We start from the raw sequence: 14,709 nt of genomic DNA, 5'->3' as shown, positions 1-14,709 counted from the left end.
TTTTAAAGTAAAAAAAAGAAAACTTATCGCGAATCATGGCAATGATTAGACACCATCATAAAAGCCTGCGTAAAATCCAGCAAGCACGCGGTTGGCTTCACGATTGCTAAGGAATCCACATGACCCCCTGGGCCGTACTATTATCCATTACCTTATTATTAGTTTTATTGATTAGCGGAAAGGTCAAACCTGCCATCGCGTTTGTGTCACTGGCGGCTGGTTACCTGCTGGTGGGATTCATCGATACGAGCACACTACTCGTACAGTACACCAATCCAGCACTGGCTACGCTGCTGCTGCTCTTGCTGGTATCGCTGGCGCTGGAGCGCTCGCCGCTGCTTGACTGGCTGTCTCAGCACTTACTCAAGGGCCACCCAAAATTGGCGACGGCGCGGCTGATGGGCAGTACTGCCGTACTATCAGCTTTTTTGAACAACACCGCCGTCGTTGCCGCCTTTCTAGGGGCCATTACGCGCCAGCAAGGCATTGCCCCTTCACGCCTACTGATCCCACTTTCCTACGCATCGATCCTTGGCGGCATTACGACGCTGGTAGGCACTTCAACGAACCTCGTGGTGAACTCTTTCAACCTGAACGCCAGCGGCAGCGAGCTTGGCATGTTTCAGTTTAGCCTGGTGGGCATCCCAGTTGCCTTGATCACCCTGGCCGTTCTGCTATGGCGTGCTAACGCGCTCCCCCACCACCGCCCAGAGGACACGGAAGAAAAGCTTTCGTATTTTTTGGCCGCCGATGTGGAAGCCGAATCCCCCATGATTGGCAAAAGCATCGAGCAGAACGGGTTACGCAGCCTGGATGGCCTTTACCTACTGGAGATAGAGCGTCAAGGGAGGCTGATCAGCCCCGTGGCTCCCGATGAACAGCTACAGGCTGACGACACGCTGGTGTTCACCGGCGAAGTGAGCAAAGTACAGGCACTGCAGCGCTTTCCCGGTCTCAACCTGTTTGGGCATCAAGCCGACAACCTGCTCGCCACTAATCTGGTCGAGGTGGTGATCTCGCATGAGTCGGAGTTAGCGGGTAAGACACTACAAGACGTCGATTTTCGCAGCATGTTTAGCGCAGGTGTGGTGGGCATTCGTCGAGGAGACAAACGCTTAGAGGGGCAATTAGGTAAAATCCCCCTACGGGTAGGCGATTGTTTACTATTGGCCGTCAGCGCCGATTTTCGTCAGCACCGCAACCTAGATCGCAACTTCCATTTGCTAAGCGGCAGCTTTACGCGCCCACAACTCAACCGCAAAGAGAGCCTGATCACCCTAGGTGGTTTTGCGACCGTCATTTCTTTGGCAGCGGCTAACTGGCTGCCGCTATTTCACGGTTTACTGATTTTGCTCGGCGCACTATTACTGCTGAAAGTGATCAGCATGGCCGAACTGCGCAGGCGTTTTCCTTTCGAGCTATGGCTCATTATTGGCTCTGCCCTGGCCATTGCACAGGCACTGGAAAACTCCGGCGCGGCGGCATTGCTCGCCGATGGCATGCAGGCCGTATTCAGCGGTTATGGCATTTATGCCGCCTTTATCGGCTGCTACTTATTGACGTTAGTCCTCACGGAAACGGTCACCAACAACGCCGCTGCTGCGCTAGCCTTTCCCATTGCCTGGAGCACGGCACACGCGTTTGGGGCCGACCCACTGCCTTTCGTCATGGCCGTGGCGTACGGTGCTAGTGCCTGTTTCTTGATACCGTTTGGTTATCAAACACATTTGATGGTGTATTCACCTGGGCGCTACAAAATCACCGACTTCTTCAAGATCGGTTTGCCCGTTAGCCTCACCTACTCAGCAGCAGTGCTGCTAATGACGCCGCTCGTCTTTCCGTTTTGAGTGGTGCCTGGATTCTTATAAAAAAAGCCGCTGCAGCGAGAGCTGAGCGGCTTTTGTGATGCTTGGGGATGCCGTTATACGTCGTAGCCCGCTTCCCGGGCGAGCATAGTGTTGGCTTGCAGCCAGCCTTCGATGTGTCCGCAATCGAAAGTGCGGCCATGCATGCGGAACGCCTGCACGGTTTGACCTTCTTGCATCAAGCGGTCGATGGCATCGGTTAGCTGGATTTCATTACCCGCACCCGGCGGCTGATCGCGCAGCAGCTCCATAATGCGGTACGGCAGCACATAGCGGCCAATGACAGAAAGACGCGACGGCGCGTCTTCCGGCTTGGGCTTTTCCACCACGCCACGCATGGTGGCGCTCTCCCCCGCTGCTGGCTCATCGCAGTCGACAATGCCGTAACGGTAAACGTCTTCTTGCGGCACCGCTTCTACCATGATCTGCGACGCATCCGAAGCTTCCCAGCGCTCGACCATGCTGCCCAAGTCACACGCGTTGCTGCCTACCTGGGGTTTGACCAGTACGTCCGGCAGAATCACCGCAAAGGGCTCGTCTTTGTCTAACAAGTGAGAAGCGCAGTAAATGGCGTGCCCCAGTCCTTTCGCATTGGGCTGACGAACGCTAGTCACTTTCAGCTTTTTAGGGGAAATGGCCGAGAGCGTTTCCAACAGCGCATTTTTACCCTTGCTGGCCAGCGAGTGTTCGAGTTCAAAATGCGCATCGAAGTGGTCTTCAATGGCCGATTTTCCGGCACGCGTGACCAAAATGATTTCGTTGATACCCGCCGCCAGCGCTTCTTCCACCACGTGCTGGATAAGGGGGCGATCCACCACCGGCACCATCTCTTTAGGAATCGCCTTGCTGATCGGCAGCAGGCGGGTACCGAATCCAGCCACCGGAATGATCGCTTTGCGTACTTGAGTCATCATTAACGTCCTTTTATTGAGCGTGCCTTCCACGAGAAGTCATAAACATCGAACCACGCCAAACGATATGCAATAGACATGCCGAACAATATAGCAGGAACGCCTCTACCGGAGCGAGCCTAGTACCACCTTCGGCACTCCTAGCGGAGTGCTTCGCGGGTGCACTAACGCTTACCACGCGCTACGAGTATCTGCACCGCCCCGTAGCGCGGCGTAACGAAAGAGCGAGAGCAACGAGCGAAAGAGGCACCCGCGAAGGCGGCGATGCCGCCTGGATGATGCCACGGTGAATCATCAAACCTCGGTGCCTGCATCGGAACTCCTAGCGGAGTGCTTCGCGGGTGCGCTATCGCTTACCACGCGCTACGAGTATCTGCACCGCCCCGTAGCGCGGCGTAACGAAAGAGCGAGAGCAACGAGCGAAGGAGGCACCCGCGAAAGCGGCGATAGCCGCCTGGATAAGGCCACCGTGAAGGATCACACCTCAGTACCAAAATCGGCACTCCTGACGAAGTGCGTCGCGGGTGCGCTCCGTTTACCGCACGCTACGTGAATGACTTACCCTTTCAACACGCCAGATAACAGCGAGGTGGCACTTTCAATCAGCTCGTCGAGATGCTGCGGCCCTTTGAAGCTTTCTGCGTACACTTTGTAGAGCGATTCCGTGCCGCTGGGGCGGGCGGCGAACCAACCGTTTTCGGTGGTGACTTTCAAACCACCGATGGCGGCTTGGTTACCCGGTGCTTTGACCAAAACGGCGGTGATGGGGTCGCCTGCCAACGTGGTGTCGGTGATGCTATCGGCGGTGAGTTTTTTGAACGCGGCTTTCTCTTCTGCGCTGCAGGCGGTATCGACCCGTTTATAGAACGGCTCGCCAAAGCGCTCGGTGAGAGTTTTATAATACTCACTGGGCGTTTTGCCAGTAACGGCCATAATCTCAGCAGCCAGCAAACACAGCACGATGCCGTCTTTATCGGTGGACCACGCCTCGCCTGCTTGGGTGAGCAGGCTTGCGCCAGCGCTCTCTTCACCCCCAAAGGCTAACCAGCCTTCGTGCAAGCCATCCACGAACCACTTGAAACCGACCGGCACTTCAAACAGCTCACGGTTGTGAGAAGCCACGACGCGGTCGATCATCGAAGAAGAGACCAGCGTTTTACCGATTTTCAGCGAATCGCGCCATTGGGGGCGATGGCTGATCAGGTAATCCACGCAGACCGCCAGGAAGTGGTTCGGGTTCATCAACCCGTTGGCATCGACAATGCCGTGGCGGTCGGCGTCCGGGTCGTTGCCAAAAGCGATATCGAAGCATTCTTTGATCTTGAGCAGGTTCGCCATGGCATCCGCACTAGAGCAATCCATGCGGATCTTGCCGTCGTGATCGGGGGGCATGAACCCGAAGCTGGCATCAATGGTAGTGTTCACGACGTCCAGGTGCAGGCCAAAATGCTCACCAACCGCCTGCCACACGGGCAGCGCCGTGCCGCCCATTGGGTCTGCGCCCAGCCTTAGGTTGGCGTTCTGGATGGCGGCCATGTCCACCACGCTGCCTAAATGGGCCACGTAATGTGCGGTGTAGTCATACTCCTGGGCGTGGGCTAACGCCTCTTCCAACGATACCAACGTAATGTCACTTAACTGACGCAGCAGGTACGCATTGGCACGCAGCTCGATCCACTGCGTCGCTTCGGTATCGGCAGGGCCACCGTGATAAGGGTTGTACTTGATACCGCCATCTTCCGGCGGGTTATGGCTAGGGGTGATGATCAAACCATCGGCTTTCGCCGCAGGCATGGCATGGCGCTGCTGCGCGTTGTGCTGCAAAATCGCATGGCTGACCAACGGGGTTGCCGTGTAACCGTGGCCTTTTTCCACCATCACCGGCACGTTATTGGCTGCCAGCACCCGCAGTGCACACTCCCAGGCGGGGCGTGAAAGCGCATGGGTGTCCACACCTAAAAACAGCGGCCCTTGGTAATCTTCCGCTTGGCGGTAATCCACCACTGCTTGGGTAATGGCGATAATGTGCGCTTCGTTAAACGTGCGCTCGGTAGCTCGGCCTCGGTGGCCTGACGTGCCGAAGGCCACCCGCTCGCTCGCAATGCTGGCATCGGGTGTCTGATCAAAAAATGCCGCTACGATGGCTTCCATGTGCATCTCCTTGCTAAATTCGCCACACGCACTGCGACTCCCGCCGCGCACACTATAAATATGACGATGATAGTAATAAGCAAAACGCCAAGGCTAGCATACCCTTAGCGTAAAGTTGCCCAATAAAAACTCAACGCTGCCAGTGTAAAACTATCTTCTAACTTGCCCTGCGCTAACTCACTTGGCAAAGCCTTTATGGGTATTTTAACAATGCGCTCTGCTTCTCGATCCCGCCTATGTAGTGGGTGATTAGAAGGCAATTTCGCCAAATAAATATCGATACAGGAAGTCAGTATGGCCGTATTAGGGCGTACTTTTCCCAGCCAGGTAAGCTGTGCTGGCGCTGCGAGTAGCCCCGTTTCCTCACGCAGTTCTCGCAGCGCGCACTGCTGCGAGGTTTCGTGAGCTTCCCCGTAGCCACGCGGAATTTCCCACGTGACTGCCCCCTGTTGGGCGGGTCTGCGCATCTCTAGCAGCCACACCGTGTCACCCACCAGCGGCAGCACCGCCGCCCCAGCCTGCGCCCCCGGCTCATCGACATAGTGATAGGCACCCTCTCGCACCACGCGAAACCAAGGGTTCTGATACTCGATATGCTCATCTGAGGAGTGGGTAGGCACTATTTCAACTCCACGCCCATAAAGCGCGTTAGCTTAGGGTAAAGGCCAAACCAGTTGCGCCGCTCACACCAGGAAACCCCGTGCGCCTTGGCTTTCTCTTCCGCGTACTCCAAAGCTTTGTCGGCCAGAATGCTCGCCAGCTCTTCGCTGCCCAAGGTAGAGATAAAGCTAAACAGATCATAGCCTGCTTTTAGCGTGGCCAACTCTTCCCGTCGGCTACCTATCGAAATTCCCGTATCCAACAGCCACAGCGGCAAACGAGAAAGCACCTGGATGCGATCCATCACGAACGCCTCCCCTTCCCCCACGAACAGGCCGTTATAACTTGCATCTACGACTTCCAAGCGGAACTGGTCACGCTGAAGAGCGGGTATTTCCAGCGTGCCCAGCGCCGAATACCAATCAGAACGCGACCCCAGCGGCTTGCCGCTTTGCTCGACCAGCGCCAGTGTTTGTTGGTGAACGCTGCGCTGCTGTTCCGCCTCTACAGCAACCTCAGTACTGGAAGTAGCAGCCCCTGCTAACCGCAAGCGTATTTGCTCGCTCAATGCCCCGGGTTTCTTCTCAAGCGACACGATAGAGGGCTGATAGCAAGTTAAAATGTCGCTGGCTGTTTCTAACTGCTTTTTGAGCTGGCTAGCCTGCGCAGCCGTCAGCTCCCCCTTACGCACGCCGCCCAGCTGAGACACCACATAGTTGGTATCTAAGTGTTCAAAATAGTCGACCAGGGAAAAGCCATTCTCCAGGCCGAAGCCGCGAATCATCAGCTTGCTCTCATTATGCTCATCGCGCTTGAACCAACGCTGAACATGCTGGGATACCAGTAACGAAATAATCGCCGGGTTATCGATCAGTAAATTAGGCGAAAGCACCACGCCATCAGCAAACAGCACGCCCGCCATAAAACGAGCGCGCACTTCATCTGGGCTTAACTGGCGCACAGAATCGCAATTAGCCAGAAACAGCTTCTCTTTTAGAATCATTGACCTGTTACCTAGCCACAAAAAAGTGCCACAAAAAAGCCAGCCGAAAGGCTGGCTGGCTTTTGTACATAGTCACGGCCGGATTACGCCAGCGATGCGGCGATTTTCTCTGCGCAAGACGTCGCCTGCTCGGCATCCACTGCCTCAACCATCACACGAATCAGCGGCTCGGTGCCTGATTTACGCAACAGCACACGGCCACTATCACCAAGCTCCATTTCTACGTTGGCGACCGCCGCTTTCACCTGCTCGCTTTCTAGCGGGTCGATGCCTTCTACGGCAGTGTAGCGAACGTTAATCAACGTTTGCGGTAGCTTGTGCATGCCCTGCTTCGCCACAAACAGCGTTGCCTCTTGCTGCAATAAGCAGGTGAGTACGCGCAGTGAGGCAATGATGGCATCGCCTGTAGAGGCGTGGTCTAGGCTCAATAAGTGGCCGGAACCCTCGCCGCCCAAGCGCCAGCCGGTAGCCTTGAGTTGCTCCATTACGTAGCGGTCGCCTACTTTGGCACGCTTAAAGGGCACATCCATGGCTGCTAGCGCTTGCTCCAGGCCCAGGTTGCTCATTTGCGTCCCCACGACGCCGCCGGTATAACCCGATGCTTTGGCATCTTTCGCCAGCAGGAACAGCAGCTCATCGCCATCTACCACCGCACCGGTGTGATCCACCATCATCAGGCGGTCGGCATCGCCATCCAGCGCAATTCCCAGGTCGGCGTCATGCTGCAGCACGGCCGCCCGTAGGCTTTCCATCGCCGTGGCACCGCAGCCCGCGTTGATGTTCACACCGTTGGGCTGGTCGTGAATACTCACCACGGTGGCCCCCAGCTCGCGGTACACGGCCGGGGCCACTTTATAGGCAGCGCCGTTGGCGCTATCTACCACCACCTTCAGGCCGCTCAAGCTCAAGTGGCCGGGCAGGTTCGCTTTGCAGTATTCGATATAACGCCCAGCGGCATCGTCCACTCGGCGGGCTTTACCCAACAGCTCCGAACTCACACACGTCATGCCGCCTTCGATGGCGGTGTGCAGCAAACGTTCGATCTCTTGCTCTTGTACATCAGTCAGTTTAAAACCACCCTGACCAAAAATCTTGATGCCGTTATCGTGAAACGGGTTATGCGAGGCACTGATCACCACCCCGGCATCCGCACGGAAGGTGGAGGTTAAATACGACACCGCCGGAGTAGGCAACGGCCCAACCAACGCCACGTTCACGCCTGCCGCTGAAAAGCCCGCCTCTAACGCCGACTCCAGCATATAGCCACTGGCACGGGTATCTTTACCGATGATGACCTCTTTAATGCCTTCTGCGCCCAGCACCTGCCCAGCGGCCCAGCCCAGCTTCATGGCAAAATCGGGGGTCATGGGGAACTCCCCTACTAACCCGCGAACCCCATCGGTACCAAAATACTTTCGCATTCTCCAAACCCACCAAACGTATTATGTTAATGGCTGGCGAGCGCCTTAACGCGCGTCACCTAGCAATGTGTTGATATCCGCCTCAGGCACCGCAATGGCATCGGGTGCCGGAAACGCGCGCTGACCGCTTATCGGTGCCAAGCAGAGTGGCTCACCGTTGCGTAACCGTTGAAGGTGCCACTCGCTCCAGCTTTCCCAGTAGGCCAGCCGTGCTGGGGAAACCGCATTTTCTTGATGCCCGGTATCTTTAGCGGTCATCAATGAATCGTCTCGGTGCGCGCCAAACGCAAGCGGTTCAATCAAGCGTTTTACGGCACTCTTACCAAAATACAGCTTCATGCGTGCCAAGAACTCACTGTCTGCCCCGGTACGCACCAAGTCCCAACTGCCCATGCGCTCGATCACCGCACGACGAAACAGTGGCGAAGACGGGTTCAAGCGCGTAAACGGTGCTGCCTGGCGTACAAAAAACGTCCCTTCATCACTTAAGCGAACCCACTGAGACGTGGTCGCCATGATGGATGGATGTTTCAGCATGGGAGCCAGTTGGCGGCTAATTTTTTCAGGGTGCGACCAGTCATCGGAATCATGGCAGGTAATGAACTCACCATGCGCCTGCTGGTAACCGTAGGTTTTAGCAACGTACGTGCCCGCGTTTTTCGGCAACTGATAACACCGAACCCGCGCATCTTTTTTAGCGCACTCCAAGAGCTGCTCAAAGGTGTTATCAGGGCTAGCGTCATCCACCACGATGACCTCGAGGTGACGGTACTGCTGAGCCAATAACGAATCAATTGCACGAACGGCACGCTCTCCCGAGCAGTACGTCGTCATCAGTACACTGACCAACGGCCCTTGGCTTGCAGGCGCGCTTTCATCATCTCCGTGGGAGGGCTTATCCACCGCTGCAAGATTCATGACGCCCAACGGGGCGTGCTCATCAACGGGCCTAACAGCGGAAAGCCCATGGCGGGCCAAAAACTGATTGATGAAGTCGCACTGTTGAAGCGCCGTGGTGGCGGTGAGGTTACTTTCCACCAGTAGCGCTTCAGGATTGGTTTTTTTAGCCGCCTGCTGGTAAGCCTGTAGCCTCTGCTTGGCTAAGGGATAATCCCCCAACCGCATGGCTAAGCCTACGGGTAGAAAAGACGAAGCAGGTAGCACCGCTTCATGGCAGAGCCGCTCCGCCAAGGGGGGCGAAAAGGCAGCGATGGCTTGAATGAACGCAGGCACACGGGCGCCTAATTGGCCACTTTTCAACAGTGAACGCGCCACTGCCTCGGCTTGCTGTGCTTCTCCCAGTGCCGTTAACGAGGCCGCTCTAGCGAACTGAGCATTCACGTTATCTGGGAAGGCAGGCTGGTTCACCACTGTTTGGTACATTCCCAAGCGATAGTAAGACCACACCCCCGCCGCTGATTGTGCGAATGATGAACCACCCGCCGCCAAGGCCAGCGCGTGCTGCCCCACCCACTGGCGCAGCCGTGCTTTTCCTGCCTTAAACACCTGCATCCTTACTCCTGCATTACTACCTACCTGACTAGCTTACGGGCTGATCAGGTAATGAAAAATCAAAGGTGAGCGCATGGCCGTTAGATTCCTGCGACTGCCCCAACGGTACACCCGCAGAGTGTTCCAACTGCTTCACCTGACGCTTTAAGCGGTCATTTTCTTCCAGCAATTGGCTCAGCTGCTCAGCCATTTCACCACGCTCTACCGCATAGTGTTCCACCAGCGCTTGTAAACGCGCCTCCAGTGTTGCGATTGTTTCCTGTGCATCTGACATGGCATCCCCACTCAGGCATTATTTTTTTATCGCTTCCTGCACGTCTATGCGGCAACCTCAATGCCACAGGCGGTTCACTCCTGAACACCCACCTACAAAAAAGGGCCTGAAGGCCCCTTCTTGATCATCTTATCAGAAGTCAGCTTCCGCGCCCCAATGGCGCCGCCAACGCATTGCTTTGCGGGTGCGCTCCGCTTACCGCGCGCTACAGGTGCATGCACTGACCCCGTAGCGCGGCGTAACGAAAGAGCGAGAGCAACGAGCGAAAGAGGCACCCGCGGGGGCGGCGGATAGCCGCCTGGATGAAACCACCGTGAATCATCAAACCTCGGTGCCATCATTGGTACTCCTATCAGAGTGCTTCGCAGGTGCGCTCCGCTTATCACGCGCTACAGGTGCATACAATGAACACGCAGCGGCGGCCCGGCACATAGGCGGCGCTTAGCCGCCCCGGTGCAGCCCACCAAACCGCCTCACTCCACCGTGACACTCTTCGCCAAATTACGCGGCTTATCAACATCGGTGCCTTTCACCAACGCCACATGGTAAGAAAGCAACTGAAGCGCCACCACGTGCAACACCGGTGAAAGCAACCCGTAGTGCTCAGGCATCAACAGTACGTTCACACCCTCAGACGACGTCACCTCACTGCCACCATCGGCAAACACATAAAGCTGGCCGCCACGGGCACTCACTTCCTGCATGTTGGCTTTCAGCTTTTCCAACATTTCATCGTTGGGCGCTACCACCACTACCGGCATGTCGGAATCGACCAGAGCCAGCGGGCCATGCTTCAGCTCACCTGCTGGGTAGGCTTCCGCATGAATGTAAGAGATCTCTTTGAGCTTCAGCGCGCCTTCCAAAGCAATGGGGTAATGCCGACCACGACCCAAAAACAGCGCATGGTGCTTATTGGCAAAATGCTGTGACCACGCCTCAATGCTGGGCTCTAACGCCAGCACTTTATCCACGGCAATGGGCAAGTGACGAAGCTCGTCTAAATATGCTTTTTCAGCGTCATCACTCAAGTGCTGGTTCGCCTTGGCAAGCAGCAGCGTGAGTAAGAACAGTGCACTAAGCTGAGTGGTAAACGCTTTGGTAGAGGCCACACCAATTTCCGGGCCTGCGCGGGTGATAAAGCGCAGCGCGGTTTCACGCACAATGGCAGATTCCGGAACGTTACAGATCGCCAGGGTGAAGATATGACCCTGCGCCTTTGCATGGTGCAGCGCCGCCAGGGTATCCGCGGTTTCACCGGACTGAGAAATCACCACGACCAACTGCTTTGGGTTAGGCACGCTATGGCGATAGCGGTACTCGCTGGCAATTTCTACGTTGCAAGGAATGCCCGCCACTTGCTCAATCCAGTACTTCGCCGTCATGCCTGCGTAGCTAGAGGTACCACACGCTAGAATCAGTACCGAATTTACCTGCTGGAAGATCTCAGCGGCTTCCGCACCAAAAATGCCGGGCTGCAACTGCCCTGCCCCGCTAATCATTTCCAGCGTGTTGCTAAGCGCCTGGGGCTGCTCGAAGATTTCCTTCTGCATGTAGTGGCTGTAATCGCCAAGCTCGACCGCGTTGGCGTTCAAACTAGACGTGACAATGGCGCGTTCAACCATCTGGCCAATACCATCAACCACGACCACCGCATCGCGGCTCAAACGGGCTACATCGCCGTTTTCCAGGTACATCATCCGCTTGGTAACAGAGAGCAGCGCAGAGGCATCGGACGCGGCATAGTAGCCATCTTCTGCAACGCCCAGCATCAGCGGAGAGCCTTCACGGGCAACCACTAAGCAATCCGGCTCTTCCTCACTAATGACGGCTAACGCAAACGCCCCCTTCAGGTGGGCAACGGCACACTGCACGGCAGAAAATAGGTTTTCGGCAGGTTCACCAATTTGGCCCTTAAAACAGGCTTGAATCAGGTGGGCAATGGTTTCTGTGTCGGTATCCGATGTGAACACATACCCCAGGCCTTGAAGCTGCTCACGGAGAGACTCGTAGTTTTCGATGATGCCGTTATGCACCACCGCCAAGCCAGAGGAGATGTGCGGGTGAGCATTGCGCTCGGCGGGAACGCCATGAGTAGCCCAGCGTGTGTGAGCGATGCCCACATGCCCGTTAATACCTGCTTCCGCCACTTTGCTGGCTAGCTCCGCCACACGCCCTTTGGCACGGGCGCGCTGCAACCCATTATTGAGTACCGCCAAGCCTGCCGAATCGTAGCCGCGATACTCCAGGGTGGATAGCCCTGCGAGTAGAAAATCGGTGCTTTCCTTTGCGCTAATCGCGCCAACAATGCCGCACATGTGCTCACCTAATAAAAATTATAGAATATAAAATAGTCAGCTTTTATGGATAGAAAAATCAAACTTCATATCGATGGCATTTGAACCCATTTGACTATATTTTTTTAAATCTGCAGATGGGGTTTCATTTTCCACTACCTTCATCTCAAGTTCATAAACCAATTTTTTCAAGTAAGTATTCTCACATTGCAAATCTTCAACTTTGGAGATCAAAATACTTACAATATTACTATTAAAACTAGAAAAAGGCACATTCAAATGCTTATGAGGTTTATTATCTTTTAAGAACCAAAATGAAGCACCGTCAAAAACTCCAACGCTTTCAACTCCCTCACCAGACTCAGTGCTAATTTTCCTGAGTATCTTTTCCAGCTTCAAATTAATAATCGAGTTGCTTTTATCAATTTCTTTAAAAAGAATACTTCTAAGCTCTTTCTTTAAACCGTCACTAACTGAATTGACCAAAAACTCAAGCTCATTATAATAAACTGAAGAGCTTGTCATTAGAGAGTCATCATTTATAGACATATATCCTCCTTAGAAATTTTAAAGCTCTCAACAGTATAAGCTTCCTTTACAATAAAACGAACTTTAAACTTTGAAACACCTGACACTGGCAGTTTTAGAACAGCTTTCTCATGAGACAAATCTAAGAAAGCTCCGGTATTAGGCCTTTGCTTACCGTCTAATCCAGACAAGTAATAATAGGTTGGAGCATTTCCATCAAGAATCTGGATATCAATATCTACAAAAGCAAAACTCGAAGAAAAATCTTGAACACAGCAAGATAAGTCTATGCTGAAAAACTTTTTCTCTACGGTAGAACTTATCAGCTCAAAAGACAGATCGTGAGTTGAGTATTTATCTTTATAAGACACATCAGCCATTAACGCGCGATAACCAACATCGGCATCAAATACCCATTTTCTAAAATAGATATACTCACTTTCTGAAGCACATTGAAAACCGAACTTACCATCTATCAGATAAAAGTTGTGCGCAACTTTTTTGACATCATATTTATCAGGAGAAAAAACTGTAAGCCAATCTATTGACTGCCCCTTTTGAGACGCTCTAATACAAAAACTTTCCTCAGTATGGTTATGACCTAAACCAAGGAAACCACCAACTATATTTGTTTTTAAGCTTTCGAAACTCTTAAATGCTTTAAAGCACTCTACTTTAGCTGCAGAGTCGAGGAGGAGATTATATTTGAAACCTCCTACCTCTAACAAAACGTTGTTATTGATACAACTTATAATGCGGGAACCTGGAGATAAATTCCAGCTTTGTGAAAACAGCATTTCTTGTTTTGAATTAATTATATCAAAGACAACAAACAAATCATGTCTCAAATCAAAAAAAACCAAACGAGCTCTATTAACATTTGAATAAGGTTTATCAACTAAAGCATAAGCATCAAAATGCTCATTGTGCGAATAAGACGTTAATACTGTTTCTCCTGCCCAATTAAACTTCTCATCATCAGGAGAATAAACAACATTATGTGCACTTGGATTTCTGAAATAGGATCTATACTCATCATCGCCATACCCATTAAAGCCTCCATCAGAAAAAACGCTATGGCCATTTGAGAAATAGGTAATACTAGTATGATCATTATGACCATGAATAATTCTGGCCGGACCAAATCTCAATGTATAATATGAAGGATTATCTCTGTTATTCCAAGATGAACGACCAAAAGCATATCCAGCATTGTAAATTGCTTTTTTTGAGGAGGTTATTGTATCACTAACATCTTCTTTGCTCGCCTGGCTTAATAAAGCATCAATTTCTTTAGAGTTGTGTTCGAAGAGAGGTTTTGAATATATTGTATCACCTAAAAGCGAATAATATCCGTTAGGATCAATTGCATGAAGCAAGAAAATCTTAGCTTTATTCAAAACTTCATGAAACAAAGGGGCCTCAACACCAAATAATTCAAAAAGCTTTTGAGCATAAGAGTAACGTTCAATATTATAATTGTGATACATGACTGCTTGTTCATTATTGACCCCATCTTTATCAAAACTTTCTTTAAAATTATCTAATATTCTATTTACAGCAATTTGAAAGCCAGTTTTTTTATCAAGTATAAAAGACGCCTTCAGCAGGGCTATACTTTGATCAAGCCCATGATTCCAATTACCATCATAGTTTTCATCTTTTTCTAAAAAAGCAATATGCTCATTAATTGTAGTCAATAAAAAAGAACTTTGCTCTCCATCAAGTGATAAATATAAAGCAATTAAAAAATCTAGTCTTAGAGCAACCGTATGTCCTGCCCAGGCTTGTTCGGAACCTATAAAACCACTTGAATGATCATTTGCTTCCAACCATAACTGGACAACTGAGAAAAGAATATCTTTAGCTTCAGGAAAGCTTCTAATTTTTGCTAACAATATCCCACAACCACGACCAATCGTATGAAAATGCCACTGTACTGAGGGCTTTTCCGAATTTAAAGCAATCCAGTCACCTTTATTTTTTACTATTAAATTATCAATTTTATTTTTAGAATGACCAAACAAAAGGCCTTGTTTAACTAAAGACAGATTTTTTTTATAAGAACTATCATTAATTTTCACAGAAAAATAAGGAGAGATTGATCGTAAAAAATCATCTGTAATTGCTATTGACTTTTGCAAAACAAG

The 14,709-nt window shown here is 52.0% G+C and carries 11 protein-coding genes; 1 reads left to right on the top strand and 10 read right to left on the bottom strand.

Annotated elements, in window-relative coordinates; genetic code table 11:
- Window positions 1-119 precede the first annotated feature (119 nt).
- Window positions 120-1,847 (top strand): SLC13 family permease, encoded by a 1,728-nt coding sequence (locus tag MHM37_RS10285; RefSeq protein WP_239296583.1) that lies wholly within the window; start codon window positions 120-122, stop codon window positions 1,845-1,847.
- 74 nt (window positions 1,848-1,921) lie between these two features.
- Here MHM37_RS10285 and MHM37_RS10280 read toward each other — a convergent pair whose 3' ends face one another.
- From MHM37_RS10280 to MHM37_RS10235, 10 genes are all read right to left on the bottom strand, one after another.
- The gene (locus tag MHM37_RS10280) at window positions 1,922-2,776 is read right to left on the bottom strand and encodes a UTP--glucose-1-phosphate uridylyltransferase (RefSeq protein ID WP_343218248.1); all 855 of its coding nucleotides are present in this window, start codon (window positions 2,774-2,776) and stop codon (window positions 1,922-1,924) included.
- A gap of 558 nt (window positions 2,777-3,334) precedes the next feature.
- Window positions 3,335-4,927 (bottom strand): phosphoglucomutase (alpha-D-glucose-1,6-bisphosphate-dependent), encoded by a 1,593-nt coding sequence (gene pgm / locus MHM37_RS10275; RefSeq protein ID WP_239296579.1) that lies wholly within the window; start codon window positions 4,925-4,927, stop codon window positions 3,335-3,337.
- Window positions 4,928-5,031: 104 nt separating this feature from the next.
- Entirely contained in the window at window positions 5,032-5,547 is a 516-nt protein-coding gene (locus MHM37_RS10270) for an NUDIX hydrolase (RefSeq protein WP_239296577.1), read from the bottom strand.
- Window positions 5,547-6,530, bottom strand: a complete 984-nt coding sequence (locus MHM37_RS10265) for a hypothetical protein (protein WP_239296576.1) — start codon at window positions 6,528-6,530, stop codon at window positions 5,547-5,549. The genes MHM37_RS10270 and MHM37_RS10265 overlap by 1 nt, the downstream gene beginning before the upstream one ends.
- 83 nt (window positions 6,531-6,613) lie before the next feature.
- Window positions 6,614-7,951, bottom strand: coding sequence for a phosphoglucosamine mutase (glmM, locus tag MHM37_RS10260; protein WP_239296575.1), 1,338 nt, complete (start codon window positions 7,949-7,951; stop codon window positions 6,614-6,616).
- A gap of 45 nt (window positions 7,952-7,996) precedes the next feature.
- Window positions 7,997-9,463, bottom strand: coding sequence for a glycosyltransferase family A protein (locus tag MHM37_RS10255; RefSeq protein WP_239296574.1), 1,467 nt, complete (start codon window positions 9,461-9,463; stop codon window positions 7,997-7,999).
- Between the two features lie 28 nt (window positions 9,464-9,491).
- Window positions 9,492-9,737, bottom strand: a complete 246-nt coding sequence (locus MHM37_RS10250) for a hypothetical protein (protein ID WP_239296573.1) — start codon at window positions 9,735-9,737, stop codon at window positions 9,492-9,494.
- 473 nt (window positions 9,738-10,210) lie between these two features.
- Window positions 10,211-12,052, bottom strand: coding sequence for a glutamine--fructose-6-phosphate transaminase (isomerizing) (gene glmS, locus MHM37_RS10245; protein ID WP_239296572.1), 1,842 nt, complete (start codon window positions 12,050-12,052; stop codon window positions 10,211-10,213).
- 36 nt (window positions 12,053-12,088) lie between these two features.
- The gene (locus tag MHM37_RS10240) at window positions 12,089-12,580 is read right to left on the bottom strand and encodes a hypothetical protein (protein WP_239296571.1); all 492 of its coding nucleotides are present in this window, start codon (window positions 12,578-12,580) and stop codon (window positions 12,089-12,091) included.
- Window positions 12,571-14,703: a heparinase II/III family protein gene (locus MHM37_RS10235; protein ID WP_239296570.1), complete on the bottom strand. Its 2,133-nt coding sequence runs from the start codon at window positions 14,701-14,703 to the stop codon at window positions 12,571-12,573. The genes MHM37_RS10240 and MHM37_RS10235 overlap by 10 nt, the downstream gene beginning before the upstream one ends.
- Between the last annotated feature and the right edge of the window lie 6 nt (window positions 14,704-14,709).

Origin of the sequence: Halomonas sp. MMH1-48 (assembly GCF_022348105.1) — a bacterium.
In the GTDB taxonomy this organism is placed as follows: Bacteria; Pseudomonadota; Gammaproteobacteria; order Pseudomonadales; family Halomonadaceae; genus Vreelandella; species Vreelandella piezotolerans.
This window is presented reverse-complemented; position numbering and strand designations above follow the sequence as displayed.

Bases quoted from the DNA above. Each gene is read 5' to 3' on its own strand.
- MHM37_RS10285 (WP_239296583.1), top strand. From the start codon at position 120: ATGACCCCCTGGGCCGTACTATTATCCATTACCTTATTATTAGTTTTA.
- MHM37_RS10280 (WP_343218248.1), bottom strand. From the start codon at position 2,776: ATGACTCAAGTACGCAAAGCGATCATTCCGGTGGCTGGATTCGGTACC.
- pgm (WP_239296579.1), bottom strand. From the start codon at position 4,927: ATGGAAGCCATCGTAGCGGCATTTTTTGATCAGACACCCGATGCCAGC.
- MHM37_RS10265 (WP_239296576.1), bottom strand. From the start codon at position 6,530: ATGATTCTAAAAGAGAAGCTGTTTCTGGCTAATTGCGATTCTGTGCGC.
- glmM (WP_239296575.1), bottom strand. From the start codon at position 7,951: ATGCGAAAGTATTTTGGTACCGATGGGGTTCGCGGGTTAGTAGGGGAG.
- MHM37_RS10255 (WP_239296574.1), bottom strand. From the start codon at position 9,463: ATGCAGGTGTTTAAGGCAGGAAAAGCACGGCTGCGCCAGTGGGTGGGG.
- MHM37_RS10250 (WP_239296573.1), bottom strand. From the start codon at position 9,737: ATGTCAGATGCACAGGAAACAATCGCAACACTGGAGGCGCGTTTACAA.
- glmS (WP_239296572.1), bottom strand. From the start codon at position 12,052: ATGTGCGGCATTGTTGGCGCGATTAGCGCAAAGGAAAGCACCGATTTT.
- MHM37_RS10240 (WP_239296571.1), bottom strand. From the start codon at position 12,580: ATGTCTATAAATGATGACTCTCTAATGACAAGCTCTTCAGTTTATTAT.